This is a genomic window from Streptomyces sp. NPDC058051 (assembly GCF_042885475.1).
In the GTDB taxonomy this organism is placed as follows: Bacteria; Actinomycetota; Actinomycetes; order Streptomycetales; family Streptomycetaceae; genus Streptomyces.
Map to the genome: position 1 here is coordinate 159,926 of NZ_JBHVRW010000001.1, position 25,763 is coordinate 185,688.

Genomic DNA, 25,763 nt, shown 5'->3' on the forward strand with positions numbered 1-25,763 from the left:
GGCGGGCTCCGCGCATGAGCCCCATGACGCAGAGGGACTCCGTGCCGCCCATAGCCAACCCTGTCCGCACCGTCGCCCTGTTCGCGACGGGACTCGTCCTGTTGACCGCCTGCGGGGGCGGGACGAACCACTCCGCGGCGAAGTCGGATCCTGTCGACGGATACCCGGTGACGCTGAAGAACTGCGGACGGACCGTCACCGTCGAAGCCCCGCCGCACCACGCCGTCCCGGTCGACCAGGGATCGACGGAGATCCTGCTGTCCCTCGGTCTCGCCGACCGGCTGGCCGCCACCGCGACCTGGACCGACCCGGTGATGAAGGGCCTGGAGAAGGCCAACGCCACGGTTCCCAGGATCGCGGACAACCGGCCGTCGTCGGAGAAGGTCCTCGACCAGGAACCCGACTTCATCAGCGCGTCGTTCGAGTCGACGCTCTCCAAGGGCGGTGTGGCCCCCCGCGAACAGTTCGAGGAACTCGGCGTCCCGACCTACGTCTCGCCCGCCGACTGCACCGGCAAGGACAACAGCGGCAGCGGCGACGGAGCCCGTACGTCGCCACTGACCATGGACGACGTGTACGAAGAAGTCCGCGACCTGGCCAAGGTGTTCGGGGTGCCGAAGCGCGGCGACCGTCTCGTGGCAGAGCTGCGCGCCCGGGTGAAGAAGGCGACCGAGGGCATCGACGCCTCCGACACCACCCTCCTCTACTGGTTCTCCGACTCCAAGGCCCCGTACCTGGCCGGCTGCTGCGGTGCACCCGGTGTCATCACCCGCGAACTCGGTGCGAAGAACGTCTTCGACGACACCCGTGAGGAATGGCCGCAGATCAGCTGGGAGACCGTCGCCGACCGCAACCCCGATGTCCTGGTCATCGGCGACCTGACCCGCCGGACACAGACCGCCGAGAGCGCCGCGAAGAAGATCGAATTCCTGGAGTCCGACCCCGTCACGAAGAACATGGACGCCGTCAAGCACAAGCGGTACGTCCTGCTGAGCGGCCAGGCCATGAACCCGTCCATCCGGACCGTCGAGGGCGTGGAACGCGTCGCCGCCGGGCTGCGCACCTTCGGGCTCGCCGGGTGACGAACACGGGACGGGCCACCCGGGCGGATGCCCCGCGGGCCCCCGAAGCACCCCCGCGCGGCGGCGAACGGGTACGGGCGGGGGCGGAGATGCTGCGCGGCGGAGCCCTGTGGGCCGGTGGCATCGCACTGCTCGTGCTGTCCGTGGCGGTCGCGGTCACCATCGGTCCGGCCCGGATCTCCGTCGGCGACGTCTGGTCCACGGTCGCCGCCCACGTCGGCTGGGGCCGGTCGCCGCTCACCCCGATCCGGGACGGCATCATCTGGAACCTCCGCATGCCGCGCACGCTGCTCGCCGCGGTGTGCGGCGCCGGGCTCGCGGTGTGCGGCGCCGTCATGCAGTCGCTCCTGCGCAACCCGCTCGCCGACCCGTTCGTCCTCGGCGTCTCGTCCGGCGCCTCGACCGGCGCGGTCGTGGTCGTCGTCCTCGGTATCGGTGGGGGAGCGGTGTCGATCTCGGCCGGCGCGTTCCTCGGGGCGCTCTGTTCGTTCTCCCTCGTGCTGCTGCTGAGCCACACCCTGGGGGGAACGACGGACCGGGTCGTCCTCTCCGGTGTCGCGGCCATGCAGTTGTTCTCCGCGCTCACCTCCTTCGTCGTGATGACCTCCGCCGACGCCGAGCAGACCCGCGGCGTGCTGTTCTGGCTGCTCGGCTCCCTCAGCGGGGTCGGCTGGACCGATGTGTGGGTCGGCTGTGCCGTTCTCGTCGCGACCCTGGCCGTCTGTCTCGGCCACGCCCGGACGCTCGATGCCTACGCGTTCGGCCAGGACGCCGCCGCCGCACTCGGCGTGCACGTCGCGCGCACCCGGATCGTGCTGCTCTGCACGACCGCGCTGCTGACCGCCGTACTCGTCAGCTCGGCCGGAGCCATCGGCTTCGTCGGCCTGGTCCTGCCGCACGCCGCCCGCGCGCTCATCGGCTCCGGACACCGGCGGCTGCTGCCCGTCACGGCTCTCACCGGGGCCGTGTTCCTGGTCTGGGTCGACACTCTCGCCAGGACGGCCCTCGACCCGCAGGAGGTGCCGGTCGGAGTCGTCACGGCTCTCCTCGGCGTGCCCGCGTTCGTCCTGGTCCTGTACCGCACCCGGAGGGTCACATGACGGACGGAGCCGCCGAGGGCCTGCGGGCCGAGCGGGTCAGCCGGGAGGCGGGCGGGCGCCTCGTCCTCGACGGGGTCCGTCTCGCCGCGCCGCCCGGCGCCACCATCGGGCTCATCGGACCGAACGGATCCGGCAAGTCGACCCTGCTGCGGGTACTGGCAGGAGTGCTCGCCCCGCAGCAGGGGACGGTGACGCTCGACGGCAGGCGGCTCGACGAGATCGGCCGCCGAGGGGTGGCCCGGCGGGTCGCCGTGGTCGACCAGCACGCCACCACACAGGTCGAGTTGAGCGTCCTTGACGTGGTGGGCCTCGGACGCATCCCGCATCGCAGGGCCTGGTCGGCACCCGGCCGGGCGGACGACGACGCGGTGCGCGAAGCCCTGGAGCGGACCGGTCTCGCCGACCGGAGCGACCAGTCCTGGCACACCCTGTCCGGAGGCGAGAGGCAGCGGGTCCAGATCGCGCGCGCCCTGGCCCAGCAGCCGCGTGAACTGCTGCTCGACGAGCCGACGAACCACCTCGACATCCAGCACCAGCTGGAGCTGCTGTCGTTGATCACGACACTTCCCCTCACCTGTGTGATCGCTCTGCACGACCTCAATCTGGCGGCGATGTTCTGTGACCGGATCGTCGTCATGGCGGAGGGGAGGGTGGTGACCGCCGGAACCCCGGCTGAGGTGATCACCGAGGAGCTGATAGCCGAGGTCTACCGGGTCGGGGCGCGGGTCACTCCCGACGGCCCGGACGGACGGCCCTCCGTGCGCTTCCTGCCGGAGCGGGCGGCGCGGACCGATTGACGGGGCCGGCCCGGGACCGGCCGGGGCCGCGCCCACCGTGGTGAGCGCGGCCCCGGGACATCCGGCGCGGAGCGGGCCCGTCCTGCGGCCGGGCCCGCTCCGTCCTCTAGGACTTCTTCAGGGTGAAGTCGGTGGTCACCGTTCCCTTCTTGACGACCTTGACGGTGGTCACCGTCGGGGCGTAACCGTCCTTGGCGACGATCACGGTGAGCGGGTTGTTGCGGGCGTCCAGCCAGAGGGCGTAGTGGCCGTCCTTGTCGGTGATCAGGGTGTACGAGGACGCCCACGAGTCGACCTGGACGGTCGCCCCCGTCAGGGGTGCCGTGCTGCCGTCGGACGCCTTGCCGAGCACCGTCCCGGTGATCTTGCCCCAGGTGTTCGGCGGGGCCACCGTCATGGTGACGGGGACCGGCGCCGTCGCGTACGGGGTGTTGGAGGAGAGGGCGATCTGAGCGGTGAACTCACCCGGCTGGGTGATCTCGTCGACCGAGGCCTTCACCGACACCGCGACCGAGACGCTGGCGCCCGGAGCGAGCTCGAACTCCGAGGAGCCCAGCGACAGCCAGCTGACGTCGGAGCCGCCGGTCTGGTCGTAGCCGGGGAGCAGTTCGACCGTGCTGACCGGGTTGCCGCTGCCGATCGCGCCGCCGACCTTGTAGAAGCCCGGGGCGCCGCCGCCGCGGAAGGTCGCGACATCGGCGTTGGGCAGGGACGACCACGTACCCGCGGCCGGGTCGTAGGCGTAGCCCACGTTGGTGAGGGCGTTGCCGCTGACGCCGGAGGAGATCAGCAGCAGGCCGTTCGCCGCGGTGGACGCGGAGCCCCACAGGGTCTTCGGCATGTCCGGCAGGGCCGACCAGGAGTCGGCAGCCGGGTCGTAGACGTACGCGGACTTCAGCTCGCCGTCGTCGGTGACACCGCCGGAGCAGTACAGCAGTCCGCTGATGGCGCCGCAGGACTCCCAGGCGACGATCTCGGGGTAACTCGCCGCGGTGGACCAGGAGTTGTCCGAAGCGTCGTAGACCGTCACCGAGTCGGAGCCGCAGGCGTCGGCGGTGCAGCCGCCGACGGAGTACAGCTTGCCGTCCAGGACCGCGGAGCCCGAGCCCGCCAGCGGAGCCGGCGAGGAGGCACCGGTCGTCCAGGTGTTGGTGGCGGGGTCGTAGATCTCCAGCTTGGCGTCCGGGCTCCCGCCGGCACCCCAGCCGCCGACGGCGTACAGCTTGCCGTTGATGAAGCCGTGGGCCGGGGCCTCCCGGGTGTCCGCCGCGTCGGCCAGCTTGGTCCAGCCGCTCTCGGCCTCGTAGGAGTACAGCGACTTGATGTCGGCCGAACCGTTGTAGCCGAAGGCCGAGTAGATCTTGCCGTTGTCGGCGGCGACGGCGTTGTCCTCGATGGTGTCGGGCAGATCGGCCACGGTCTCCCAGGCGTCGCCCGCCTCGGCCGGAGCCGCCGTGGCACCGGACTTGCCCGCCTGGCTCTTCGCCGACAGCGGTGAGTAGTCACCCTTCTTGCTGATCAACGGCGCACCCGAGGCCGCCGGGGTGTAGCCGCCGGTCTTCTCGGCCAGCTTGACGGTGGCGTCGGCACCACCGGTGTTCTTGATCGTGAGGGTCTTGGTCGCCGAACCGCCCCAGGCCACCGACGAGTCGATCGCAGCGGGCGTGACCTTGAGCTCGCCGGCCTTCAGGGAGAAGTTCTTCTCGACGGTGGAGTCGGCGGCGAAGGTCACGGCCTTGGAGGCCGAGGTGTACTTGGACTTGGCGACGGCCAGCGTCTGCTTGCCGACCGGTGCGAAGGCCCAGTAGAAGCCGTCACCGAGGGCCGCGTCGTTCGGGGTGGCGGCCGAGGTGGTGCTCACGGCGCCGGTTCCGGAGCCGGTCACAGTGGCCCCGCTGATGCCGTCGCCGGTGTTGGCGTCGTCGACCTGCCCGACGACCAGACCGCCGGGGATGGGCGACACGCCGCGGGCGCCGATGAACACGTCGTCGACCTCCCACCACCAGCCGAACTTGCCGGTGAAGTGGAACCGCACCCGCACATCGGACTCGCCCGCGTAGTCGGTCAGTGGGAGCGTGATCTTGGAACCGGTCACGGCGCTGGTGAGCGAGGAGACCGCGGACCAGGTGGTGCCGCCGTCCGAGCTCACCTCGACCTTGGCGGTCTGGCCGGAGTACGACTTGTAGCTGGTCCGGTAGCTGAGCTCCGGCAGGTCCGTGTCCGAGAAGTCGTAGGACGGGCTGGTCAGCGTGGAGTCCTGGGTCTTGCCGCTGCCCGCGTCGTCGCTGTCCACGATGGCGAAGGCGCCGGTGCCGCCGGTGGTGTTCTTGCGGCTGCCCGGGTCGTCGAACTGCCAGCCGCCGGTGGTGCCCTCGGCGTTGCCGACGGTCCAGCCCTCGGGGGCCGAAGCGGTGGAGTCGAAGGGCTCGGTGGTGCCGTCGTCCACCGCTGTGTACCCGGCCGCGGTGCCTGCCCAGACATCCACCGGCAGGCTCACGTTGGCGGAGACCGCCGAGTCGAGCACGGTGATGATCTTGGTGGCGCTCTGGTAACCCGGGTAGTTGCTGGTGACCTTCAGGGCGTACTTCTTGCCGGCCGGGAGGTTCACCGAGTACGTGCCGTTGAGCGGGTCGGTCTCGATGGGCGCGCCCGGCAGCCCGTCCACGGAGATCTCGGCGTAGAGCGGCCAGCCGTGCCCGGAGCCGTCGGTGACCTTGCCGGAAACGGTCTGGGTCGGGACCGGCGTGAGCGCGAAGCTCTTGGCGACCGTGCCTCCGTCGGTGATCTCGACATCGGAGAAGGTGGCCGTGGTGTAGCCGTAGGCGTCGACCGTCAGGTCGTAGGTGCCGGCCGCCAGGGTCAGCGAGTAGGTGCCGTCCGCCCCTGACTTGGCCTTGGAGTCGCCCGCGGTGATCTCCGCGCCGGTGACCGGGTCACCGGTGGTGCTGTCGGTGACGGTGCCGTTCAGCACGCCGTGCGGACCGTTCTGGAAGGCCTGGACACCGTTCGGGGTGCCGAGGCCGGTCGGACCGTCCCAGCCCTCACCCGCGGTGCACAGCTTGGCCGGGGAGCAGGAGCCGTTGTCGCCGTCGGTGACGTCGTTCAGACCGCTGCCGCCGGCCGCGTAGGGGTAGGCGGCCGGGTAGGTGCCGGCGGTCGGTGTGCCGGCCGCGGCGTAGGCACCGGCGATGATCGGCGAGGAGGCGCTGGTGCCGCCGTAGACGGCCCAGCCGTCACCGCCGTACGTCTGGTAGACGGAGACGCCGGTCAACGGGTCGGCGACCGCGGAGACGTCGGAGACCGCGCGCTTGTCGCAGTCGGTGGTGACGCCTTCCTGCCAGGCCGGCTTGGCCTCGTAGACCGAGCAGCCCGAGCCCGGACCGCCGTAGCTGTTGTTCCAGACCGACTCGGACCAGCCGCGGCTGGTGGAGGAGTCCTGGACCAGCGCGGTGCCGCCCACGGACGTCACGTACTGCGAGGCCGCAGGGTAGGCCACACCGTAGGCGTCGTCGCCGGAGGAGGCAACCACGGCGACACCAGGGTGGTCGTAGTGGGCGTCGAGCTCGGTGGTCTCCGACGGGTCCTCGCCACTGCCGGGGGTGCTGGTGTACCCCGTGCCGTACGAGTTGGAGATGAACTTGGCGCCCTGCGCGACCGCTTGGTCGACCGAGGCGCCGATGTCCTCGAAGCTTGCGGAGTCGGCTTCCACCAGGACGATGTTGGCGTACGGGGCGGACGCCGAGACCATGTCCAGGTCGAGCGAGATCTCACCGGCCCAGCCGCTGTTCGGAGCCGGGTAGTCGGTGCCGCCCCGCTGGTCGACCTTCTTGAAGCAGCCGTTGGCCGTGGTGCAGGCAGGCAGCCCGTACTGAGCGCGGTAGACCGCCAGGTCCTCTTCGGCGGTCGGGTCGTCGTAGGCGTCGACGATGGCGATCGTCTGGCCCGCGCCGCCGTCGGCCGGCAGGTTGTAGGCGTCCTGAAGCGCGGAGGCGCCCCAGCCGCTCGGGGTGGTGTCGCTGGGCTGGACGCCCTCCTTGGGCGTCACGTCGGTGCGGCGCAGAGCGAAGCAGCTCACCTCGCCGGGCCCGGGTTCGGCGCAGGAGGCCTCCACGGACGGCTTGGCGGTGGTGTCAGAGCCCGCGGAGGTCGCCGCGACGGCCGTCGGGGCGGTGAGCCCCAGTACGGCGATGGCTGAGGCGCTGGCCAGGGCGGTCAGCCCGGTCCAGACCGATCTTCTTCGTCTCGCTGAGGGTCTGGCTGCCGGTCTGGATATGCCGGTGACAGTCAATTGCGTGTCTCCCATGTGATGCACGGGTCGACCACACGCTTTTCGGGTCGACGGCGAATAGTTTTCGCCGTTCAACAATTGGTCGGTATCCGGGAGACGCCTGTCAATGATGTTGCTGTTAATGATTTATTTCTCCGCGACGTCAAAGGGGCTCATTTACCGGCAAGTCGAGAGGAAAGCGGCGCCCGCGTGATGTCGATCGAGCGGCTGTTCCGGGATATTCTCCGCGTCCTGGGTGAGATCGGCCGTTACCGGATATCGCCGGTGGCCGGGGTGATGCCCGGGACGGGATCGGTGACGGTCCGTCGCTGGTCGCCGTCGCGACCCGGCTCGGTCGCTGCCGTGCGAGTTCGTACCGCAAGCGCTCCAACCTTGGCTCACGCAAGGGGAGTTGTTCATTCCGCACCAGGGGGCCGGGGTGGGTGCGGCTGGGCGGTACGTGATCGGAAACCGGTCGAAAGTCTCGGGGAGGGTGGGGGTGGAATCCAGCCAACCGGTGGCGGCCGGACGCCCGTCGGGCTCGTGCGAGACGAGCGTGACCAGCATTTTTCCGGCGGTGGACGGGGCGGGGCGATCGCTTTCGGACAATGAACAATGTACGTTACACGAGTGAGGCATTTTTCTGCTGTGGAACGGTTTTTGGAAATTTCTTCTCCATTTCGGCGGTCTTGTGCTCAGGTCCGCCGTTCGGGCAGAAAACCACTAAACGCCCAGAGGGCTCGGCAAGGTTTATCGGCGATGCGTGGGTGGAAATTCCGGCGGGGTTCGAAAGGTAAACGCGACACAGCGGATGAAGTCGTCCGGGACGAAAGCGCCCGCGGCCGCGGGCGCCGGGCACGGCCGACGGGGGATCCGGGTTCGGCGCTCATGGCCGTCAGGCTCAGGGAAGGCTGCCCCTCCGCGAACAGGGGTGCGTACAGGGCGTAGCCGAGTCGGCCGGCGGCGAGGAAGGCGAGGCGACTGTCGCGGACGAACGCGGGAGCCACTGTCATGGAGGCCAGGAAGTCCTCGATCTCGTTCCTGCTGGCCACGCCTTCCGGGCCATAGGGAAGGGCTGTCCCGCCAGGGATGACCGGACAGCCCTTGGGGCATCTCGTGCGGATCTCCGCGGGCTCAACAGGGCTACGCGGCCTCCGGGCCCGGCGGCCGCGGTCCTGACGGGCTGTAGTGGCGGTAGAGCTCCTCTTCCTCCGCCACGGACAGATGCGCGTCCGCGTCCACCCGGGGAGCTCCCACGACACGCTCCTTCGGATACGCGACGTGCAGATCGGAACCCACGCGACGGGCCCCGGCGAGGGGGACGAAGCTCTCCTTCATCCCGAACAGACCGGTCTTCACCGTGATCCAGTCCGGACGGCCGGTGTCGTCGTCGACGTACACCCGGCCCACGCTGCCGATCTTCTCACCCGTCGCGTCGTACACCGTCAGGCCGTCGAGCTCTCCGGGATCCGTGAAACCGCCGGCGGCTTCCATGTCCGATTCCTCCTCGCCCGGGCGCGGCCCATGGCTGGGCTCGCGGCGTGTCCGGGATCCATCGCGCCGCACCCGTGCGGAGGGCGCAACCGCCCGCGTTCCCGCAGGCCGCCCACGACGTGCCCGGCGGCCGTCCACAGGGGAGGCAGGGGAGGCACACACACCGCTTTCGGGTTGGCCCGGTCGGGTGGCGTTTCCCGGAGTCGGACTTCGGTGTCCGTCGGCCCGCGCCGCACCGGGGGCGGGCCGACGGACACCGGCGCATATGATCGACCTGCCGACTGACGACCGTCGTCCTGCCGCGCCACCGGGGGTGTCTCATCCGTTCCGTACGCATTCGGCTGCCCGAACAGCGCGGCGAACTGCTGACCCGGCGCGAGGACGGTCTGGACCTGCACCATCTGGTGTGGCGGCTCGGTCCGGGGTGGCGGGTGTGCAGCAGCGCCGTGCTCGGCGGAGGCATCGGGCCGCGCGCCTGGATCCTCAACGCCCAGGTGCCCGGCGGCTATCCGCGCCTCGACCCCGACCGTCACCTCGCCGAGATCGCCGCCGCGGAGCGCCTCACCGGACCCGGCGCCGGACTGATGACCGCCGCCGATGTCACCGCGTACACGGTCGCGGCCGACGACGGCGTGACGGCGACCGCCACCTGCGGACTCGGCGTACGGGGGTGGGCGGCGGCCCCGGCCGAGGACACGGAGGAGCCCCCGCGCCCGGGCACGGTCAACGTCGTCGTCACCCTGCCGGTGGCGCTCTCCGACGCCGCGTTCGTCAACGCGGTCGCCACGGCGACCGAGGCCAAGGTCCAAGCACTCCTGGACGCGGGACTCGACTGCTCCGGCACCCCCACCGACGCCGTCTGCATCGCCGCCCCGTCCCCGGGCGCGGCCCCCGGTGAACCTTTCGCGGGACCGCGCTCCCGCTGGGGCGCGCGACTCGCCAGGGCCGTGCACGCTGCCGTCCTCGACGGCGCGCTGCGGCAATCCTGAGAGCTCACCGTGGCGCGAGCCGACCGGGGCGCCGCCGATGAAGGGAGTCCTCTCATGACCTCAAGCGCTGCCGATGCCACCCCGCAGCGGCCGACCGTCGCCGTCCTCGGCACCGGAATCATGGGATCCGGCATGGCCAGGAGTCTGCTGAGGGCCGGACTCGACGTCCGTGCCTGGAACCGTACGAGGGTGAAGGCGGCCCCGCTCGCCTCCGAGGGAGCCACGGTCGCCGATACGGCGGAGGAAGCCGTGCGCGGTGCCGATGTCATCCTCACCATGCTCAACGACGGCTCCGCCGTCGCCGACGCACTGACCGCCGCGTCACCGGGGCTGCACGTCGGCCAGGTGCTCCTCCAGAGCTCGACCGTGGGGCTCGAAGCCACCACCGATCTCGCCCGCCGCGCGAGCGAGGCCGGCCTCGTCTACGTCGACGCACCGGTCCTCGGTACGAAACAGCCCGCGGAACAGGGCACGTTGACGGTCTTCGTGTCCGGTCCGTCCGCCGCCCGGGCGGTGGTGAACCCTGTACTGGACGCGATCGGGCAGCGCACGGTCTGGGTCGCGGAGACCCCCGGAACGGCCTCGCGGCTGAAGCTTGTCGCCAACACCTGGGTGATCGGCATGGTCAACAACATCGCGGAATGCCTCAATCTCGCCGAAGGGCTTCGGATCGATCCGCAGATGTTCCTGGATGCCATGAAGGGCGGCCCGCTGGACACCGGCTACCTCCAGGGCAAGTCCGCCGCCCTTCTCTCCGGTGACCTCACCCCGAGCTTTACCCTGTCCAACGCGCTCAAGGACAGCCGCCTCATCCTGGACGCGGCACAGGCGGCGGGGGTGCGACTGGATCTCGTCGCCGCGTCGGCCGAACGGTTCGCACGCGCCGAGGAGGCGGGGCACGGCGACGAGGACATGATCGCCACCTACTACGCGGGTCGCGCCCCGGAGAGGGACGGCGGCTGAGCCCCGCCGTCCGGGCGGCCGGGTGCCGGTGCCGCCCACTCCGGCACCGCCGCCGGACCGCCCGCACTCCGGGACGGCGTGTGCAGTCGTGGACCGGTCGGGGCGGCAGCCGGAGACCGCCTTCGCCCGGATCACTCCTCGACGAGCATCCCGTCGCGGAGCTTGCGCACGATCCTGCTGATCAGCCGTGACACATGCATCTGCGAGATGCCGAGTTCCGCGCCGATCTGGGACTGGGTCATCTCCTGGCCGAAACGCATGTCGACGATGCGGCGTTCACGGCCGTCGAGGCCGCCCATCAGCGGTGCGAGCGTATGCAGATTCTCGACCGCCTCCATGCCGGGATCGGGTTCGCCCAGTACGTCGGCGAAGGTGCGCTTCGGCGTGTTCCGCAGATCCGCGTCCGTCGGATCGGCCGACATGTCCAGCGAACCCGCCGTGTACCCGTTCGCCGCCACGATGCCCTCGGTGACCTCGCTCTCGGTGAGCCCCAGCTCTTCGGCGAGTTCGGCGACGGTCGGGTCACGGTCGAGCCGGGTGGCCATGGACTCCTTGGCCCTGGCGATGTCGACCCGCAACTCCTGGAGCCGGCGCGGGACATGCACCGCCCAGCTCGTGTCCCGGAAGAATCGTTTGATCTCGCCGGTGATGTACGGGATCGCGAAGGTGGTGAACTCGACCTCGCGGGAGAGATCGAACCGGTCGATGGCCTTGATGAGCCCGATGGTGCCCACCTGGACGATGTCCTCCATGTCGCCGCCGCCGCGGTTGCGGAACCGGCCCGCGGCGAACCGGACGAGGGAGAGGTTCATCTCGATGAGGGTGTTGCGCGCGTACTGGTGGTCGGGGGTTCCCTCCTCCAGGAGCTGGAGGCGGTCGAAGAACAGCCGGGACAGCTCACGTGCGTCCGGCGGGCTGATCTTCCCCGCGTCCTCGATCCATGGCAGGTCGCTGGTGTTCCCGGCGGCCTCTCCCGCCGGCGTCGACCGTGCGCCCCCCGCTCGTTCCGTACCGGCGGTCCGCGCCGTGTGCGCCGTCATCTCGTCACGCTCCCCGGGTCGTAGGTGAGGTGGATGCGCCTGCCCCCGAAGGGAGTTCTCATGCGCGAGAAGAGGGGGCGATCTGCGAAATGGCGTCAACGGCCGAGAACCGTCGTGTGCGCGTCGGTGTCCGCGCGGGCGACGCGCGCCGGACAGCGGAACCGCCCCACCGGTACGGGGGAGCCCGGTGGGGCGGTCGTCTCCAGAGTGCCACACCGGACGGCACATCGGGGCCGACCGGGGCATATCCAGCGATGGTTGAGTCGAAATCGACGGTGGCACGACCGCGGAGCGGCGCGCGCGGGGCTCAGTCGCGCGGGTAGCCGACGATGGTGTGTGTGACGGCGGGGGAGTCCTCGGTGGTGTAGTAGTGGCTGCTGAGCCCCGAGAACCGGGCCGTGTCACCTGTGCCCAGGAGATGCGGGACGTCATTGACGACGAGTGTCACCTGACCGGACATCACCAGCACGTACTCCACCGAGTCCACACCGTGCGAGCTGACTTGGCTCTGGGCGTGCGGATGCAGACGGGTGCGGTATATCTCGATGCGGCCGGGCTCGTGGCCGGAGTAGAGCAGATTGACGGAGGTCTCGTCCGCGGGTTCGTCCAGCGAGGCGGCGCGGATGATCTCCGGCCGCAGCAGCGGCTGACGGAGCAGATCCGTGCAGTTCGTGTCCAGGACGTCGGCGATCCGTACCAGCACCTCGACCGTCGGATTGGCTTCGGCGCGTTCGATCTGGGACAGCAGCCCCTTGCTGACACCGGTGGCAGCCGACAGCTCGCGCAGGCTCCACCCACGTGCCAGCCGACGGCGGTTGAGGTTCCCGGCCAACGCCGCCCGTACCCCGGAGGCGGCGGACGGCTGCGTCTCCGGGGGATGCGCGGGCGCGGGCAGGCCGATGGTGAGAGGCGGCTCGGACACCGTTCCTCCTCGCTGTCGGTGGTACGTGCAGGTCAGCGGCACACTCTACCGGCGGGGCCGGCCATCGGTCAGAGCTGTGTCGTCGTGGCCCGTGAGTTCGGGCAGCGCGTCGATCATGCGCCGGGTCCACGGGTGCCGCGGATCGTCCAGTACCTCGTCCGTGGCGCCCTGTTCGACGATCCGCCCCCGATGCATCACGGCCACCCGGTCGGCGATCTGCCGCACCACACCGAGGTCATGGGTGATGAACAGCACCGCGAAGCCCTCGCTCCGCTGGAGCGAGGCGAGCAGATTGAGCAACTGGGCCTGGACCGACACGTCGAGCGCCGCCACCGCCTCGTCGCAGATCAGCAGCCTGGGCCGGGCGGCCAGCGCCCGTGCCAGGGCGACCCGTTGACGCTCGCCGCCGGAGAGCGCGGCCGGGCGTCGCGTGGCGTACGAGCCCGGCAGCCCCACCTGTTCGAGCAGCGTGATCACCTCGGCCTCCGGGGCGCCGCGCCCTCGCCGGCCGGACGCGGCGGCCAGCGCCTCGCGCAGCGTCGCGCCCACGGTGCGCAGTGGGTTGAGCGAGGAGTACGGGTCCTGGAAGACGATCTGTACCTGTCCGGCCAGGCGCCGCCGGTCCGCGGTGCCGGGAAGACGCCCAGGGGGCAGGGCGACGCCGCCCACGGTGACCGCGCCACCGTCGAAGGTCTCCAGCCCGATCGCGATCCGCGCGAGTGTCGTCTTGCCCGAGCCGGACTCGCCGACCAGGGCCACGACGCCGTCCCGGGGAACGGTCAGACTCACGTCGCGCAGCGCGGTGTGATCGCCGGCCGAGGACCGGAACGTGCGGTCGACGGAGCGGACGACCAGCGCGGCGTCCCGGGCGTGCGCCTCGTCGTCCGGGGCGTGCCCGGACCCGGACGACGGCATGGCGGCGGCCCGCACCGGCGGCGCGGCGAGCGCGTCGCCGATCTCCGCGAGCCGCACGCAGGCCGACAGCCGCCGCGTTCCGGGCGAGCCGTCGTCCGGTGCACCGGCGGCGGACGGCGGCGCCAGCAGCACGACCGGTTCGGTGCGGCACACAGCGGCCGCATGGGCGCACCGGTCGGCGAACGGACAGCCGCCACTCCTGGCGCCCGGTGCCGGCACGGAACCCGCAATGGCCGGGAGTTCGGCGTACCGCTCGCGTACGGACGGTTCGGAGGCCAGCAGGCCGGCCGTGTACGGATGCAGCGGGGCCGACTCCAGTTCGTGGGAGCGGCCGTGCTCCAGCACACTGCCCGCGTAGAGCACGTACACCCGGTCACAGGCGGAGAACGCGACCCGCAGGTCATGGGTGATCAGGACCAGTCCCATGCCCCGGCCGCGCTGGAGGCCGCGCAGCAGATCGAGCACGGCGCGCTGGTTGGCGGCGTCCAGCGCGGTGGTCGGTTCGTCCGCGATCAGCAGCTCCGGGTCGCCCGCGAGCGCCGCGGCTGCCGCCACCCGCTGGCGCATGCCTCCGGACAGCTCGTGCGGATAGCGGTCGGCGACATCGGGGCCGAGCCCCACCTCGGCGAGCCGCCGTTCCACCGCGGCGCGCCTGGCCGCCTTCCCCGCCCGTCCCCGGAGCGGGCCGTCGAGGCCGCGCAGCCCGTCCGCGATCTGCCGTCCGCAGGTGAGCTGCGGGTGCAGCATCGTGAACGGGTCCTGCATCAGCAGCGTGACGCGCCGTCCGCGCAGGGCGTGCCGCTCGCGCGGCGTCAGGGTGAGGACTTCCTGCCCGTCGATCCGTACGGACCCGCCCGTCACTCCGGTCCCGGTCGGGAGCAGACCCGCCACGGCCCGCATGGCCAGGGACTTGCCGCTGCCGGACTCGCCGACGATGCCGATGCACTCGCCCCGGCCGACCTCCAGCGAGACACCGTCCAGGATCGGGACCGGGCCGCCCGCCCCCGCCGTGGCCGCGACCCTCAGGCCCTCCACCGAGAGCAGCGGGCCGGTGCCAGGTGCCGGGTGGGCGGCGGAAGGGCCGGGTGTCGCCGTGCGCGCTGTCATCAGGACCTCCCACGGTCGGAGAACGCCTCGAACAGCCGGTCGCCGAGGAGGTTGAGCGCCACGGCGGCGGCGATGATCAGCAGGGCCGGTGCCAGGGCGGCGGACGGGTTGTCGTACAGCAGGGTGCGGTTCTCGGAGAGCATCCGGCCCCAGTCCGGGGCGCCCGGCGGCACACCGAGTCCCAGGAAGGACAGCGAACTCAGCGCGACGATCGCCCCGGCGAAGTTCAGCAGGGTGTTGGCCACCACGACGGGCAGCACGTTGGGCCAGATGTGCCGGGTCATCACCGTGAACCGGGACAGACCCAGTGTCTGTGCCGCTTCGACGTAGGCGCGGTGGCGTTGCTCCAGCACGGCGGACCGCACCAGTCGGATGTCGGCGGGTGACGTCAGCACGACGAGGACGCCGACGGCCAGCGCGTAACCGCCACCGCCGATCCCCGCGACGACGATCGTCACGAGCAGGGCGGGCAGCGCCAGCAGCAGATCGGCCCAGCGGCGCACGACGGTGTCGATCCAGCCGCCCCGGTAGCCCGCGACGAGCCCGAGCACATTGCCGATGACCATCGAACCGAGGGCCACCAGCGCCGCACCGACCAGTGTGCTCCGTGCCCCGGCGATCACCATCTGGGCGATGTCCCGGCCGAGTTCGTCGGTGCCGAGCGGGTGGCCGCCGCCCGGCATGGTGGCACCGGTGGCGAGATCCTGCGCGTCCCAGTCGGGCAGGACCAACTGGCCGAAGGCCGCGGCGCACGCGAACAGCACCAACAGGACGGAACAGCAGACGGTGAGCGGTGAGAACCGGCGGTGGAGCGATCGGGTCTTCAACGGCCCTCCTCCTCACGGACTTCCAACGACGCGGCGATGGAGACCGGTGACCCGGGCGTCTTCTTCCTCACGGGCGGTGTCCTCGTCACGGGGGCGCTCCGCAGCCGTGGATCCAGGAGCGGTTGTACGAGGTCGGTGACGAGGTTCGCCAGACAGACCAGGGCGGCGATCAGCAGCGCCTCCGCCTGGACGACGGGGATGTCCCGGAAGGTGACCGAATCGACAAGCAGGGAACCGAGGCCGGGCAGCGCGAAGACCTGCTCCACCATGACCGTCCCCGCGAGGAGATAGGCGAGGATCAGACCGATCCCGGTGAGCACGGGAACGACGGTGCCGCGCAGCACGTACCGCATCAGGATGTCCCGCTCACGCACACCCCGGGCACGGGCGAACGTGACGTGCTCCCGTTCGAGCTCACGGATCACCGCGGCCCGGGTCAGCTTCAGCAGGACGGCGGTCACGGCGACTCCGAGCGCCAGCGCGGGCAGCACCAGATGCATCAACCGGTCGGTACCCGAGCCCTCTCCCGGTCCGTACGCAGGGAACCAGCCGAGCATCAGGGAGAACACATAGATGAGCAGCAGACCGCCCGCGAACGCGGGAGTGGACAGCGCGACCACACCGAGACTCTGTACGGCCCGGTCGGTGAAGCGCCGGCTCCGCAGGCCCGCCAGGACCCCCAGCGGCAGACCGAGCAGCAACGCCACGGCGAAACCGAGACCGACGAGCTGTCCCGTGAGCACGAGCCGGTCGCCCAGCGCGGCGGCGACGCTCTCCCCGGTACGGATCGACGTGCCGAGATCGAGACGGACGGCGTCGCTGAGCCAGTACCAGTACTGCACGGCCAGCGGGCTGTCGAGGTGGTAGCGGGCCCGTACGGCGGCCAGCGCCTCGGGGGTCGCGCTGCGCGGCCCGAGCAGCGTCTGGGCCGGGTCGCCCGGCGCGGCCTGGAGCAGCGCGAACACGGCGACGGACAGGACGAACAGCAGCGCGAGCGTGCCGCCGAGACGGCGGACCACGAGGCCGAGGGGGAGAGCCGCGCGCAGCCGCGAGCGGGCGGCGGGCCTCATCGCCCACCCCCGGCCGGGTGGAGGGCGGCCGGGCCGGAGGGCGCTCGGGGGGTGGCACCTTCCGGCCCGGCCTCGGAAGCCGTGCCGGGGATCCGCTCGGGGGAAGCGTCTCCGGGCACGGCGGTCTGGTGGAGGGCCCTTGCGGCCCGGTCCAGGTGGGTGGCGAGCCACTCCTCGACGCGCGCGGCGGCATCGAGGAGGTGGGCCTCGTCGGTGAACTCGTGGCCCTCGTCCGGGTATACGTACAGTTCGACGGCGGCGCGTCCGGCACGCAGCAGCGACCGGTACAGCTCGTGCGCCTGGCCGACCGGAGTGACCCGGTCCGCTGACCCGTGCACGATGAGCGTCGGTGTGCCGCCGCCGCCGTGGGCGAAGGCCGCGGAGCGCCGGATCAGTTCGGCGTGCGCGTCCGCGCCACCGATCCGGTACGTGCGGTCGTAGCCGCCGCCGATGTTGCTGGTGTGGGTGAAGCTCAGCCAGTCGGTCGGCGCGGAGACGACGACCGCCGCCCGGAACACATCGGTGCGGGCCGCGGCCAGAGCGGCGAGGTAGCCGCCGTAGCTGTGCCCCAGGACGGCCGTACGGTCCGGGTCGGCGAGCCGGGCGTCGACGAGGTGGCGCACACCGGACAGCACGTCGTCCAGGTCGGCGCCGCCGACGTCGCCGACCACGGCGCGGGCGTGTTCCAGCCCTCGGCCGCTGCTGCCGCGCGGGTTGGGGAGCAGGACCAGGTACCCGGCGGCGGCCAGCGCCGGCGCGAGCCCGAGGACGTCGCCGGGCGCGTATCCCGCGGACCACAGCCAGGCGGGGCCGCCGTGCACGAGGACGGCGAGCGGGCGTGGCCCCGCGTGCTCGCCGGACGAGAGAACCAGGCCCCGTACCGTACGTCCGTCGGCCGCGGACCAGGAGGTCTCCTCGGTACGGATCGCGGCGACTGCGGGGTCGGCGGGCACGTTCAGCGCGGTGACGGGCACCCAGTTCCAGGCGTCCGGTCCGTCGGTGCGGGCGACGACGGCCTCGGCCGGGCGGCCCGGTGCGTCGAGCACGGTGGCGGCCAGCCGTCCGTCGCCGCTGAGCGAGAGCTCGGGCTGGAAGCCGGCCCCGCCGAGGGTCACCGGCCCCGACCAGAGGGTGCCCGCGGTGTGCCCGCTGTGTCCGACGCGGGAACCCGTCCCGTCCCAGCCCGCGAACCACAGCGAGCGGGACGCGGGAGCGCCGGAGTCGTCGAACCGCAGCCAGGTCGCGTCCTCGACGCCCGGCACCGCCTCGGTGCGCCCGGTCGTCAGGTCGGCGACCACGGGCTGTCCGGACACGATGGAGATCCCCTCGCAGACCGCCGCGGTCCGGCCGTCCGCCGAGACGGCGGGAGCGCCCAGCTGCCCCTGGGGTGTGTGCAGGGTCCTGGCCGTGCGGGCTTCGAGATCCAGAGCCGCGAACCGGGCGCCGTAGTAGCCGGCGGGCAGCGTCTCCTCGGAGACGGTGGCGACGGCGGTGGCGCCACCGCGCCAGGCGACGTTCCACACGGTCAGCCCGGCCGGTCCGGCCTCGCGCACCGTGCCCTCAGCGAGATCGACGAGATGCAGTGAGCGGCGGCCGGTGCCCGGGGCGAACCGTTCGGGCGCGGGGACGGCTCCGAGACGTACCGGCAGGCCGAGATGCATGCCGTCGCGTTCCGCGCCGTCCCGCGCGCAGAGCAGCAGCGCCTGTTTTCCGTCGTCGGAGACGAGTAGTTCCTCCACCGAACCGGGTGCGGCGGCGATGGTGCGGACGACTCCGGAGGCCGTGTCCAGGGCCGCGAGCCGCACATCGGTCCCGGTGCGCCCTTCGGCTTCGGCGATGTGCAGCAGCGTCCGGGAGTCCGGCAGCCAGCGCGGGCTGTGGCGGTTCGTGGGTGTGGACGGCTCCGGCGGCGCGAGGAGCACCGGGGGCCGCTCGTCGGCCCGCGCGCCCCGCGGTCCGGCCGGGACCGGGGCCAGGACCAGTCCGACGTTCTGCGGACCGGCCGCCGCGACGGCGACCGCGCGTCCGTCCGGACTGATCCGGGCCTCGACGGGATGGACCAGTCGCAGCATCGCCTCACGCACGCGCCGCACGACGGTGGCGGCACGCCGCTGCGGCGGTCTGGGCGCGGTGGTACTGGGCATGACGGTCCGTTCCTTGTGCGGGGGTGATGTGCCCGGAGAGCCGGGGGAGCAGATGGGGTCAGGCGGCCTTGCGGATCCGGGTCGCCCACGGCCCGATGAACGCGAACGGCCCCTGGTCCAGCAGCACGAGGTCCTTGGACAGCGCTGTGGCGGTCTGCGCCCACCACAGCGGGAGATACGGCAGATCGGCGCCGGCCGTCTGCACCGCCTTCATGAGTTCCCGGGCCCGCGTCTCCTTGTCGGTGGCGGCCTTCGCGGTGTTCAGCGCGGTGTTGACCGTCTTGTTGTCGTAGTGCGCGATGTCCGTCGCCGTGGCGGCGGCGTTGAGGTACGGGTCGGCCAGTTCGGCCGGGTCACCCGTGACGGGGAAGTACCACAGGAACTGGAGGGGTTGCTTGCCGGAGCCGAGCTCCGCCACCCACTGCTCCAGGGTGATCTCCTTGACGTTCAGTGTGACGCCGATCTTCTTGAGCGCGGCGGCGAGGGCGAGCGCCGCCTTGCCCAGCTGCGGCCCGCTGTTGGGGTAGTGCAGCTCCGCGGTGAAGCCGTCCTTCGCCGAGGACTTGCCCAGCTCCGCACGGGCGGCGTCCAGGTCGTACGGCAGGGCGGGGATCGCGTCGTAGCCTGAGCGGACCTCGTCGGCCGGCATCAGATCGCCCCACATGTCGCGCGAGGGCAGTGCGTCGGCGACCTCGGCCCTGCCGTGCAGGATGCCCTTCACCATGCCCTCGCGGTCGGTGGCGTGGGCGAGGGCACGCCGGACATGGAGGTCGTCGAAGGGGGCCTTGGCCGTGTCGAACGCCAGCGACACCACCGAGCGGTCGCCGGTGTACGTGACGTCCGCGGTCGACTCCCAGGTACGGGCCTCGTCCGAGGCGAGGTTCAGGGCGCCGTCCACCGCGCCGGACTTCATCGCGACCAGCCGCGTTCCGGCGTCCGGGACGAAGGACAGCTTGAGCTTCTGGACAGCGGGCTTCTCGCCCCACCAGGCGTCGTTGCGTTCGAGCAGCACGTGGTCGTCGGCGGCGAACTCCGTGATCCGGTACGGGCCGGTGCCGAGCAGCAGCGTCTTCGCTGTGCCGATCCGTCCCCGGTTGCGGGTGAGGAACGCGCGGCTGCTGATGAGGAGTCCGCCCGCGGTCGTCGTCCACGCGAACATCGCGTCGGGTTCCTTGAGCCGGATCGTCACCTCGTGGTCGCCGGTGGCCTTCACCGACTGCACCCCCGCGTAGGCGTAACCGAGGGCTGAACCGTTCTTCGGATCCCGGATGGCTTCGACGGAGGCCACCACGTCGTCCGCGGTGAACGGAGTGCCGTCGGTGAACGTGACCCCGCGGCGCAGCGTGTACACGTACGTCCTGGCATCGGGCTGCTTCCAGGACGACGCGAGACCGGGCTTCAGCTCTCCGGACGGGTCGACCGAGAGCAGGGACTCCTGGGCCAGCACCGCGACCGTGTAATTGAGCACGCCCGACTCGCGGCCCACGTCGAGGCTGGAGATGGAGGAGGGCAGGGCGAGGGTGAGGCTGTCGACCGGCACGTCCGCGCCCTGGGCCCGGGCGCCCGAACCGGCCTGGTCGTCACCGGACTCCTTCGCAGGCTGGGGCGCACACGCGGCGAGCACACCCGAAGCGGCGAATACGCCCATTCCCGCACCGGCAAGGCGCAGCAGTCGCCGTCGGCTGAGGTTGCCACCCGGTTCCGAGGTCATCGGGAACCACCCATCTCGCATCTGTCCACTAGAACTGCCCAACTGGGCGTGGACAGTATCCGATGCCTTTGAGGTCGTCAAAGGGCGGCTTATAAATGTCCAGGACGTGGACATTCGGCGGGGAATCACCGGCAGGAGACCGCCTGGCAGGGAATCACCGGCAGGGGATCACCGTGCGACGATCCGGCGGACCAGCTCGGGCCTCCATTCGACGTACTCGACCTCGGCCCCGCCCGCGTGCCGGGCGCAGGGACAGCGGCCCGTCTCGCTCGTACTCGGCGGTGTCGTGATCGTCGCCCCGTGGGCCGTGAGGCTCTCGACGAGTGCGTCGAGATCCGACACGACGACGGTCGCGGAGGCATGCGCGCCCCGTCGGAGGGCGGTGGCCCGAGGCATCTCACGCACTCCCGGTGGATGCGTTCGTGGAGCGCGAAACGGGTGGCTTCCGCTGGATCGTTGCGACCCGGTGAACACTCCGCACGCCCGGGAATACACGAACGGAGAAGGACCTTCCTGTCTGCTGTGACGCCGCGGTGACCGGCCCGGCCGGTGGAACCGTGAGCCGTTGTCGTGCACTCGCTGCCACGAACAGGAGAGAGGGAACCCATGCCCAAGGCGTACGTGTTCACCCGCAACGGCGGACCGGAGGTGGAGGCACTCGTCGAGCAGGACGTGCCGGTGCCCGGCCCCGGCGAGCTGCTCGTCGCCGTTCGCGCGGCCGGGGTCAACCCGGTCGACTGGAAGCTGCGCACCGGTTACGTCAGGCCCGGAAGCGAGCCGAAGCCGTTTCCCACCGTCTTCGGCAGCGAGGCCGCCGGAGTCGTCGCGGGCGTGGGCCCGGACGTCGAGGGATTCGAGGTCGGGGACGAGGTCTTCGGCAACCCGGTGACCGGCGGGTACGCCGAGTACACGCTGCTGCCCGTGGCCGTGACGGCACACAAGCCGGCGGACCTGTCGTTCACCGACGCGGCCGTGCTGCCCGTCGCGGCGGCCACCGCGTACGACGGTCTCGTCCAGCTCTCTCCTGCCCCCGGTTCCACCCTGCTGATCACCGGGGCGGGCGGCGGCGTCGGGACGGTCGCGGCGCAACTTGCCCACCATGCCGGTGTCCATGTCATCGGCATCGCGAGCGCGGGCAAGAAGGACTTCATCGAGTCGCTCGGCGCGGTGCACGTCGCATCAGGGGCGGACCTGGCCGACAGGATCCGGGCAGCGGCCCCCGACGGCATCGACGCGGTCTTCGACCTGGTCGGAGGCGACACGCTCAGGGACGTGGCCCCGCTGGTCGCCGACCGCTCCGCGCTCATCAGCGCCGGGGGCAAGCCTCTGGCGGAGGAACTCGGCGGCGCGGCCGTCGCACGGGCCCGCACCGCGGCGGTCCTCGACGCGGTGGCGAAGCTCGTGGTCACCGGGGTCCTGCGGACGCATGTGACGCGGACCTTCCCGCTCACCGAAGCGGGAGAAGCACTGCGTGCCGTGGAGAGCGGCCACGCGCGCGGCAAGATCGTGATCGAGGCGACCCGGTGAGCGCGCCCCACGCCACCAGCGGTGACCCGCACCCGCTGGACAGCCCGGCCCACGCCGCACTGACCGGTCCGCACGCGCACTTCGCCGAGCGCCGCGGCCGTGTCCTGCGCTACGCGGTGGACGTGGCACCCTGGGCCGCCCTCCCCGACGCGCCACAGGCCGAGGACTGGGCCGACGCCGCCGCACTCTCCGGTCCCGGTGGGGCCATCGCCCTCATGTCCTTCCACGAGCCGCCGCCGGACGACTGGGAGATCACCTTCCACGCCGAGGGCGTCCAGCTCGTCGACGCCGGCGTCGACGCGGCCCCGTTCCCGCAGGCAGAGCGGCTCGGTCCGGCCGATGTGCCCGAGATGCTCGACCTGGTCGCCCGCACCCGCCCGGGTCCGTTCCTGCCCCGTACGGTCGAACTCGGCACCTACCTCGGCGTCCGGCGCGAAGGAGCGCTCGTCGCGATGGCCGGCGAACGACTCCACCCACCCGGCTGGAGCGAGATCAGCGCCGTCTGCACGGACGACTCCGTGCGCGGACAGGGGCTCGGCAGCGGACTCGTCCGCGCGGTGGCCCACGAGATCAGGCAGCGCGGCGAAACGCCGTTCCTGCACGCTGCCGCGTCCAACACCGGAGCCGTCCGGCTCTACGAGTCGCTGGGATTCGTGCTCCGCCGCCGGACGTCCTTCCTCGGCGTGCTCGCACCGGCACACCCCCTGACGCCCCGGCCGGGGACCGGCGATGCCCGCCGCGACGGCGATGCCCGCGCGGCAGCCGTGCGCTGATCCGCGACGCGGGACCTTCGGCCCGGGAGCTCCGGGCCGAAGGCCACTGTCGTGCACCGCACCGGGACCTTCGGCGCACCCCATGAGGCCCTAAGCCTCGTGCGCCGCCGCCCGCGTACGGGATGGACTGGGAGCACACGCCGGCACAGGGCCGGCCGATCCCGGGAGGAACGGGCCGTGACGATCGGGCTCCAGCGCCGATGGGCGACGGGTGGAGCGACGCTCCCGGGCACGGACGCGGGGGAGGCGGCCGTATTCGCTCCCCGGGTCGGAAACGGAACGCTGTTCGGCGGCCTCGCGGTACTGACCGCCCTGGTCGGCATCCTGGACATCTGGACCGGGGACGAGCTGCGCCTGGTGCCGCTCCTCGTGGTCGTGCCCGCACTCGTCTCCGTCTTCGGAACGATCCGGCAGACCGTGGGCGTGGCCACCGCGATCATGACCGTCGCCGTCTGCTCACGGCTGGTGACCGGCGGAACGTTCTGGGACATGGCCAGCAGCGTCGCCTTCACCGTGCTGGCCTGCTTCCTGGGGGTCGGCTCCTGTGCGCTGCGCATCCGGCACGCCGCCGAGATAGCCAGGCTGCGTTCCGCGGCCGTCGCGCTCCAGCGGCAGATCCTGCGCCCGCTGCCTATCCCGACCGAGCAGATCCTCGCCCACGGCATCTACACGCCGATCGAGGAGGACCGCCTGGTCGGCGGTGACATCTACGAGGTCGTCCAGTCGCCCTACGGAACCCGGGTGATCATCGGAGACGTCCAGGGCAAGGGGCTCCCCGCGATCGGGGCGGGCTTCGCCGTACTCGGAGCCTTCCGGGAAGCGGCCATCCGCGAGCCCACCCTGATCGGGGTGGTCGACGCGCTGGAGGACGCGGTCGCCCGGCACAACATGTTCTCCGCCCAGACCGGGGAGATCGAACGCTTCGTCACCGCCCTGGTCCTCGGCTTCGACGAGGGCGACCGCGTGCGGGTCGTCAACTGCGGCCATCTGCCGCCCCGGCTCCTGGACGACGACGTGGCCCGCCCGGTCCCGCTGCGCCGCACATCCGTTCCGCTGGGCCTGGCGGAGCTCAGCACAGAGGCACGGGCCGCGGAGTGGCTGGACTTCCCGCCCGGCGCCACGCTCCTGGTCCTCACCGACGGGGTCACCGAGACCCGCGACGCGTCCGGAGCCTTCTATCCGCTGGACGCCCGGCTGGGACGCTGGGCGCGGCTCGGCCCCCGCGACATCCTGGACGCCCTCCATGCCGACCTGGCGACCTTTTCCGGAGGCGTGCGACGCGACGACATCGCCGCGCTCGCCCTGTGCCGGACGACGGCGGACAGCCGCCGACAGCCTGTGGCCGCCGGCGCCGGCGCCGGTGCTCGCCGCGCCGCGGAGACCTTCGTGGACCGGACAGGGCCGACGCCTCCAGTGGCCCGTGGACAGGCGGCGAGGGGGCACCTGGATGCTGATCGACTGTCCCGGTGAGACTCCTGTCGCGATGGGACATTTTCCGGTGTACCGTGCACTTATGGATCCGGAACGGAAGACCCCGGAGCGGCGCAGCCGCAAGGCCCGCAGGACCCGGGACACCCTGGCGCAGGCCGCGTTCGAGCTCGTACTCGACCGAGGGCTGAAGAACGTGACGGTCGAGGAGATCGCGGAACGCGCGGACGTCGACCGGCGGACCTTCAGCCGGTACTTCACCAGCAAGGAAGCCGCGGTCCTGGACTCGCTCCGGGGCGACGGCGACCGGATCAACGACGCCCTGCGCGTACGCCCCGCCGACGAGCCCCCGCTCACCGCCTACCACCGTGCCGTTCTCGCCTGGCTCGAAGACCCGGGCGCGCAGGCATGGCACCGGCGCGAGCGGATCTTCGACCTGCTGGTCCTCGCCGAGCAGGAGCCGACCCTCTACGCCGCGTTCCACCACATCCGCGTGGACGCCCAGGAGGACTCGGTCACCATCGTCGCGGACCGGCTCGGAGTCGACCCGCGGCTGGACATCCGTCCCGCCGTCACGGTGGCCGCGGGCGCCGGGGCACTCCTCGCGGCCCAGGCCGCCTGGGCGCGTGGCGGACACCCGGACGACCTGCCCCGACTGGTCGGGCAGGCCTTTGACGCCCTCTCCGGAGAACTGCTCGCGCAGCTTCCCGCCGGGCCGGCGCCGCACAGCACCACGGAAGGAAACACCACCTCATGAGCACCCCCCTCACCCCCGCCGACCAGGAGTTCGCGGGCAGGACCGCCCTCGTCACCGGCGGCGCCTCCGGCATCGGACTGGCCCTCGCCCACCGGCTGGCCGCAGGCGGCGCGGCCGTCGTCGTCGCCGACTACGACGAGGCCAACGCCCGCAAGGCGGTCGCCGAACTGGAGAGCGCCGGCGCCAAGGCCGCCGCGGTCGCCATGGACGTGACCGACCCCGAGTCCGTCGAAGCGGGCGTGCGATTCGCCGTCGAGACGTTCGGCGCCCTGCACCTCGCCGTCAACAACGCGGGCATCGGCGGCCCCAGCAAGCCCACCGGTGAGTACGCGATCGAGGACTGGAACCGGGTCGTCGCCACCAACCTCAACGGTGTCTTCTACTCGATGCGCTACGAGCTTCCCGCGATCGCCGCGGCGGGCGGCGGCGCCGTCGTCAACATGGCGTCGATCCTCGGCACCAACGGCTTCGCCGGATCGCCCGCGTACGTGGCCGCCAAGCACGGTGTCGTCGGCCTCACGAAGTCGGCGGCTCTCGAATACGCGGCACAGAACATCCGGATCAACGCCGTCGGCCCCGGCTTCATCGACACGCCGCTGCTGCGCAACACGGAGGGCCCGGCCCGCGACCACCTCATCTCGCTGCACCCGGCCGGACGCCTCGGCAGGGCGGAGGAGGTCGCCGAACTCGCCGCCTTCCTGCTCTCCGACCGCGCCTCCTTCATCCACGGCAGCTACCACCTGGTGGACGGCGCCTACTCCGCCTCCTGATCGACGGACGGGAAACGGGGGAAACGGGGGAACGGGGGAACGGGGGAACGGGGGCGAGCACAGCACACGAAGAAAGAGTC

At 71.7% G+C, this 25,763-nt stretch carries 18 protein-coding genes and 2 pseudogenes; 10 read left to right on the plus strand and 10 right to left on the minus strand.

Features of this window, described 5'->3' with window-relative positions; genetic code table 11:
* The first annotated feature begins 23 nt into the window (after nucleotides 1–23).
* The 3 genes from ACFVUT_RS00755 (at nucleotide 24) to ACFVUT_RS00765 (ending at nucleotide 2,979) form a co-directional block, all read left to right on the plus strand.
* Nucleotides 24–1,082, plus strand: a complete 1,059-nt coding sequence (locus ACFVUT_RS00755; protein ID WP_389642077.1) for an ABC transporter substrate-binding protein — start codon at nucleotides 24–26, stop codon at nucleotides 1,080–1,082.
* Between the two features lie 89 nt (nucleotides 1,083–1,171).
* Entirely contained in the window at nucleotides 1,172–2,182 is a 1,011-nt protein-coding gene (locus ACFVUT_RS00760) for a FecCD family ABC transporter permease (protein ID WP_389643565.1), read from the plus strand.
* Entirely contained in the window at nucleotides 2,179–2,979 is an 801-nt protein-coding gene (locus ACFVUT_RS00765) for an ABC transporter ATP-binding protein (protein WP_389642080.1), read from the plus strand. Before ACFVUT_RS00760 ends, ACFVUT_RS00765 begins: the two co-directional genes overlap by 4 nt.
* A 106-nt stretch (nucleotides 2,980–3,085) precedes the next feature.
* Here the strand turns inward: ACFVUT_RS00765 and ACFVUT_RS00770 are convergent, their stop codons facing one another.
* A complete protein-coding gene (locus ACFVUT_RS00770; protein ID WP_389642083.1) occupies nucleotides 3,086–7,267 on the minus strand; it encodes a carboxypeptidase regulatory-like domain-containing protein in 4,182 nt (1,393 codons plus the stop codon).
* Nucleotides 7,268–8,431: 1,164 nt separating this feature from the next.
* A pseudogene (locus tag ACFVUT_RS00775) lies at nucleotides 8,432–8,740 on the minus strand (PRC-barrel domain-containing protein); the annotation flags it as partial.
* Between the two features lie 404 nt (nucleotides 8,741–9,144).
* On the opposite strand from ACFVUT_RS00775, the gene ACFVUT_RS00780 reads away from it, so the two are divergent.
* Together ACFVUT_RS00780 and ACFVUT_RS00785 are read left to right on the plus strand one after the other, a co-directional pair.
* A complete protein-coding gene (locus tag ACFVUT_RS00780; protein WP_389642086.1) occupies nucleotides 9,145–9,729 on the plus strand; it encodes an adenosylcobinamide amidohydrolase in 585 nt (194 codons plus the stop codon).
* A 54-nt stretch (nucleotides 9,730–9,783) separates the two neighbouring features.
* Entirely contained in the window at nucleotides 9,784–10,692 is a 909-nt protein-coding gene (locus ACFVUT_RS00785; RefSeq protein ID WP_389642088.1) for an NAD(P)-dependent oxidoreductase, read from the plus strand.
* 131 nt (nucleotides 10,693–10,823) lie between these two features.
* Here ACFVUT_RS00785 and ACFVUT_RS00790 read toward each other — a convergent pair whose 3' ends face one another.
* From ACFVUT_RS00790 to ACFVUT_RS00825, 8 genes and pseudogenes are all read right to left on the minus strand, one after another.
* Entirely contained in the window at nucleotides 10,824–11,732 is a 909-nt protein-coding gene (locus tag ACFVUT_RS00790; RefSeq protein WP_389642091.1) for an RNA polymerase sigma factor SigF, read from the minus strand.
* A 307-nt stretch (nucleotides 11,733–12,039) separates the two neighbouring features.
* Complete coding sequence (locus ACFVUT_RS00795) at nucleotides 12,040–12,654, minus strand: helix-turn-helix domain-containing protein (protein ID WP_389642094.1); 615 nt, start codon at nucleotides 12,652–12,654, stop codon at nucleotides 12,040–12,042.
* A 45-nt stretch (nucleotides 12,655–12,699) separates the two neighbouring features.
* Nucleotides 12,700–14,676, minus strand: a complete 1,977-nt coding sequence (locus ACFVUT_RS00800; RefSeq protein ID WP_389642097.1) for an ABC transporter ATP-binding protein — start codon at nucleotides 14,674–14,676, stop codon at nucleotides 12,700–12,702.
* The gene (locus ACFVUT_RS00805; protein WP_389642100.1) at nucleotides 14,676–15,503 is read right to left on the minus strand and encodes an ABC transporter permease; all 828 of its coding nucleotides are present in this window, start codon (nucleotides 15,501–15,503) and stop codon (nucleotides 14,676–14,678) included. Before ACFVUT_RS00805 ends, ACFVUT_RS00800 begins: the two co-directional genes overlap by 1 nt.
* Nucleotides 15,500–16,573 carry an ABC transporter permease gene (locus ACFVUT_RS00810; protein WP_389642103.1) on the minus strand — a complete coding sequence of 358 codons (1,074 nt, stop codon included), beginning with the start codon at nucleotides 16,571–16,573 and terminating at the stop codon, nucleotides 15,500–15,502. Before ACFVUT_RS00810 ends, ACFVUT_RS00805 begins: the two co-directional genes overlap by 4 nt.
* Nucleotides 16,570–18,717: an alpha/beta hydrolase family protein gene (locus tag ACFVUT_RS00815; protein WP_389642106.1), complete on the minus strand. Its 2,148-nt coding sequence runs from the start codon at nucleotides 18,715–18,717 to the stop codon at nucleotides 16,570–16,572. The genes ACFVUT_RS00810 and ACFVUT_RS00815 overlap by 4 nt, the downstream gene beginning before the upstream one ends.
* Before the next feature lie 58 nt (nucleotides 18,718–18,775).
* Nucleotides 18,776–20,428 (minus strand): ABC transporter substrate-binding protein, encoded by a 1,653-nt coding sequence (locus ACFVUT_RS00820; RefSeq protein WP_389642109.1) that lies wholly within the window; start codon nucleotides 20,426–20,428, stop codon nucleotides 18,776–18,778.
* A gap of 168 nt (nucleotides 20,429–20,596) precedes the next feature.
* Nucleotides 20,597–20,800: pseudogene (locus tag ACFVUT_RS00825) on the minus strand (VOC family protein); the annotation flags it as partial.
* 234 nt (nucleotides 20,801–21,034) lie between these two features.
* Here ACFVUT_RS00825 and ACFVUT_RS00830 point away from each other — a divergent pair.
* From ACFVUT_RS00830 to ACFVUT_RS00850, 5 genes are all read left to right on the plus strand, one after another.
* Nucleotides 21,035–21,955: an NADP-dependent oxidoreductase gene (locus ACFVUT_RS00830; protein ID WP_389642112.1), complete on the plus strand. Its 921-nt coding sequence runs from the start codon at nucleotides 21,035–21,037 to the stop codon at nucleotides 21,953–21,955.
* Complete coding sequence (locus tag ACFVUT_RS00835) at nucleotides 21,952–22,728, plus strand: GNAT family N-acetyltransferase (RefSeq protein ID WP_389642115.1); 777 nt, start codon at nucleotides 21,952–21,954, stop codon at nucleotides 22,726–22,728. Before ACFVUT_RS00830 ends, ACFVUT_RS00835 begins: the two co-directional genes overlap by 4 nt.
* Nucleotides 22,729–22,905: 177 nt before the next feature.
* The gene (locus ACFVUT_RS00840) at nucleotides 22,906–24,198 is read left to right on the plus strand and encodes a PP2C family protein-serine/threonine phosphatase (RefSeq protein WP_389642118.1); all 1,293 of its coding nucleotides are present in this window, start codon (nucleotides 22,906–22,908) and stop codon (nucleotides 24,196–24,198) included.
* 43 nt (nucleotides 24,199–24,241) lie between these two features.
* Nucleotides 24,242–24,913 carry a TetR family transcriptional regulator gene (locus ACFVUT_RS00845; RefSeq protein WP_389642121.1) on the plus strand — a complete coding sequence of 224 codons (672 nt, stop codon included), beginning with the start codon at nucleotides 24,242–24,244 and terminating at the stop codon, nucleotides 24,911–24,913.
* Nucleotides 24,910–25,683 carry an SDR family NAD(P)-dependent oxidoreductase gene (locus ACFVUT_RS00850; protein WP_389642123.1) on the plus strand — a complete coding sequence of 258 codons (774 nt, stop codon included), beginning with the start codon at nucleotides 24,910–24,912 and terminating at the stop codon, nucleotides 25,681–25,683. The genes ACFVUT_RS00845 and ACFVUT_RS00850 overlap by 4 nt, the downstream gene beginning before the upstream one ends.
* Nucleotides 25,684–25,763: the final 80 nt, after the last annotated feature.

Bases quoted from the DNA above. Each gene is read 5' to 3' on its own strand.
- ACFVUT_RS00755 (WP_389642077.1), top strand. From the start codon at position 24: ATGACGCAGAGGGACTCCGTGCCGCCCATAGCCAACCCTGTCCGCACC.
- ACFVUT_RS00760 (WP_389643565.1), top strand. From the start codon at position 1,172: ATGCTGCGCGGCGGAGCCCTGTGGGCCGGTGGCATCGCACTGCTCGTG.
- ACFVUT_RS00765 (WP_389642080.1), top strand. From the start codon at position 2,179: ATGACGGACGGAGCCGCCGAGGGCCTGCGGGCCGAGCGGGTCAGCCGG.
- ACFVUT_RS00785 (WP_389642088.1), top strand. From the start codon at position 9,784: ATGACCTCAAGCGCTGCCGATGCCACCCCGCAGCGGCCGACCGTCGCC.
- ACFVUT_RS00790 (WP_389642091.1), bottom strand. From the start codon at position 11,732: ATGACGGCGCACACGGCGCGGACCGCCGGTACGGAACGAGCGGGGGGC.
- ACFVUT_RS00800 (WP_389642097.1), bottom strand. From the start codon at position 14,676: ATGACAGCGCGCACGGCGACACCCGGCCCTTCCGCCGCCCACCCGGCA.
- ACFVUT_RS00810 (WP_389642103.1), bottom strand. From the start codon at position 16,573: ATGAGGCCCGCCGCCCGCTCGCGGCTGCGCGCGGCTCTCCCCCTCGGC.
- ACFVUT_RS00815 (WP_389642106.1), bottom strand. From the start codon at position 18,717: ATGCCCAGTACCACCGCGCCCAGACCGCCGCAGCGGCGTGCCGCCACC.
- ACFVUT_RS00820 (WP_389642109.1), bottom strand. From the start codon at position 20,428: ATGACCTCGGAACCGGGTGGCAACCTCAGCCGACGGCGACTGCTGCGC.
- ACFVUT_RS00830 (WP_389642112.1), top strand. From the start codon at position 21,035: ATGCCCAAGGCGTACGTGTTCACCCGCAACGGCGGACCGGAGGTGGAG.
- ACFVUT_RS00845 (WP_389642121.1), top strand. From the start codon at position 24,242: ATGGATCCGGAACGGAAGACCCCGGAGCGGCGCAGCCGCAAGGCCCGC.
- ACFVUT_RS00850 (WP_389642123.1), top strand. From the start codon at position 24,910: ATGAGCACCCCCCTCACCCCCGCCGACCAGGAGTTCGCGGGCAGGACC.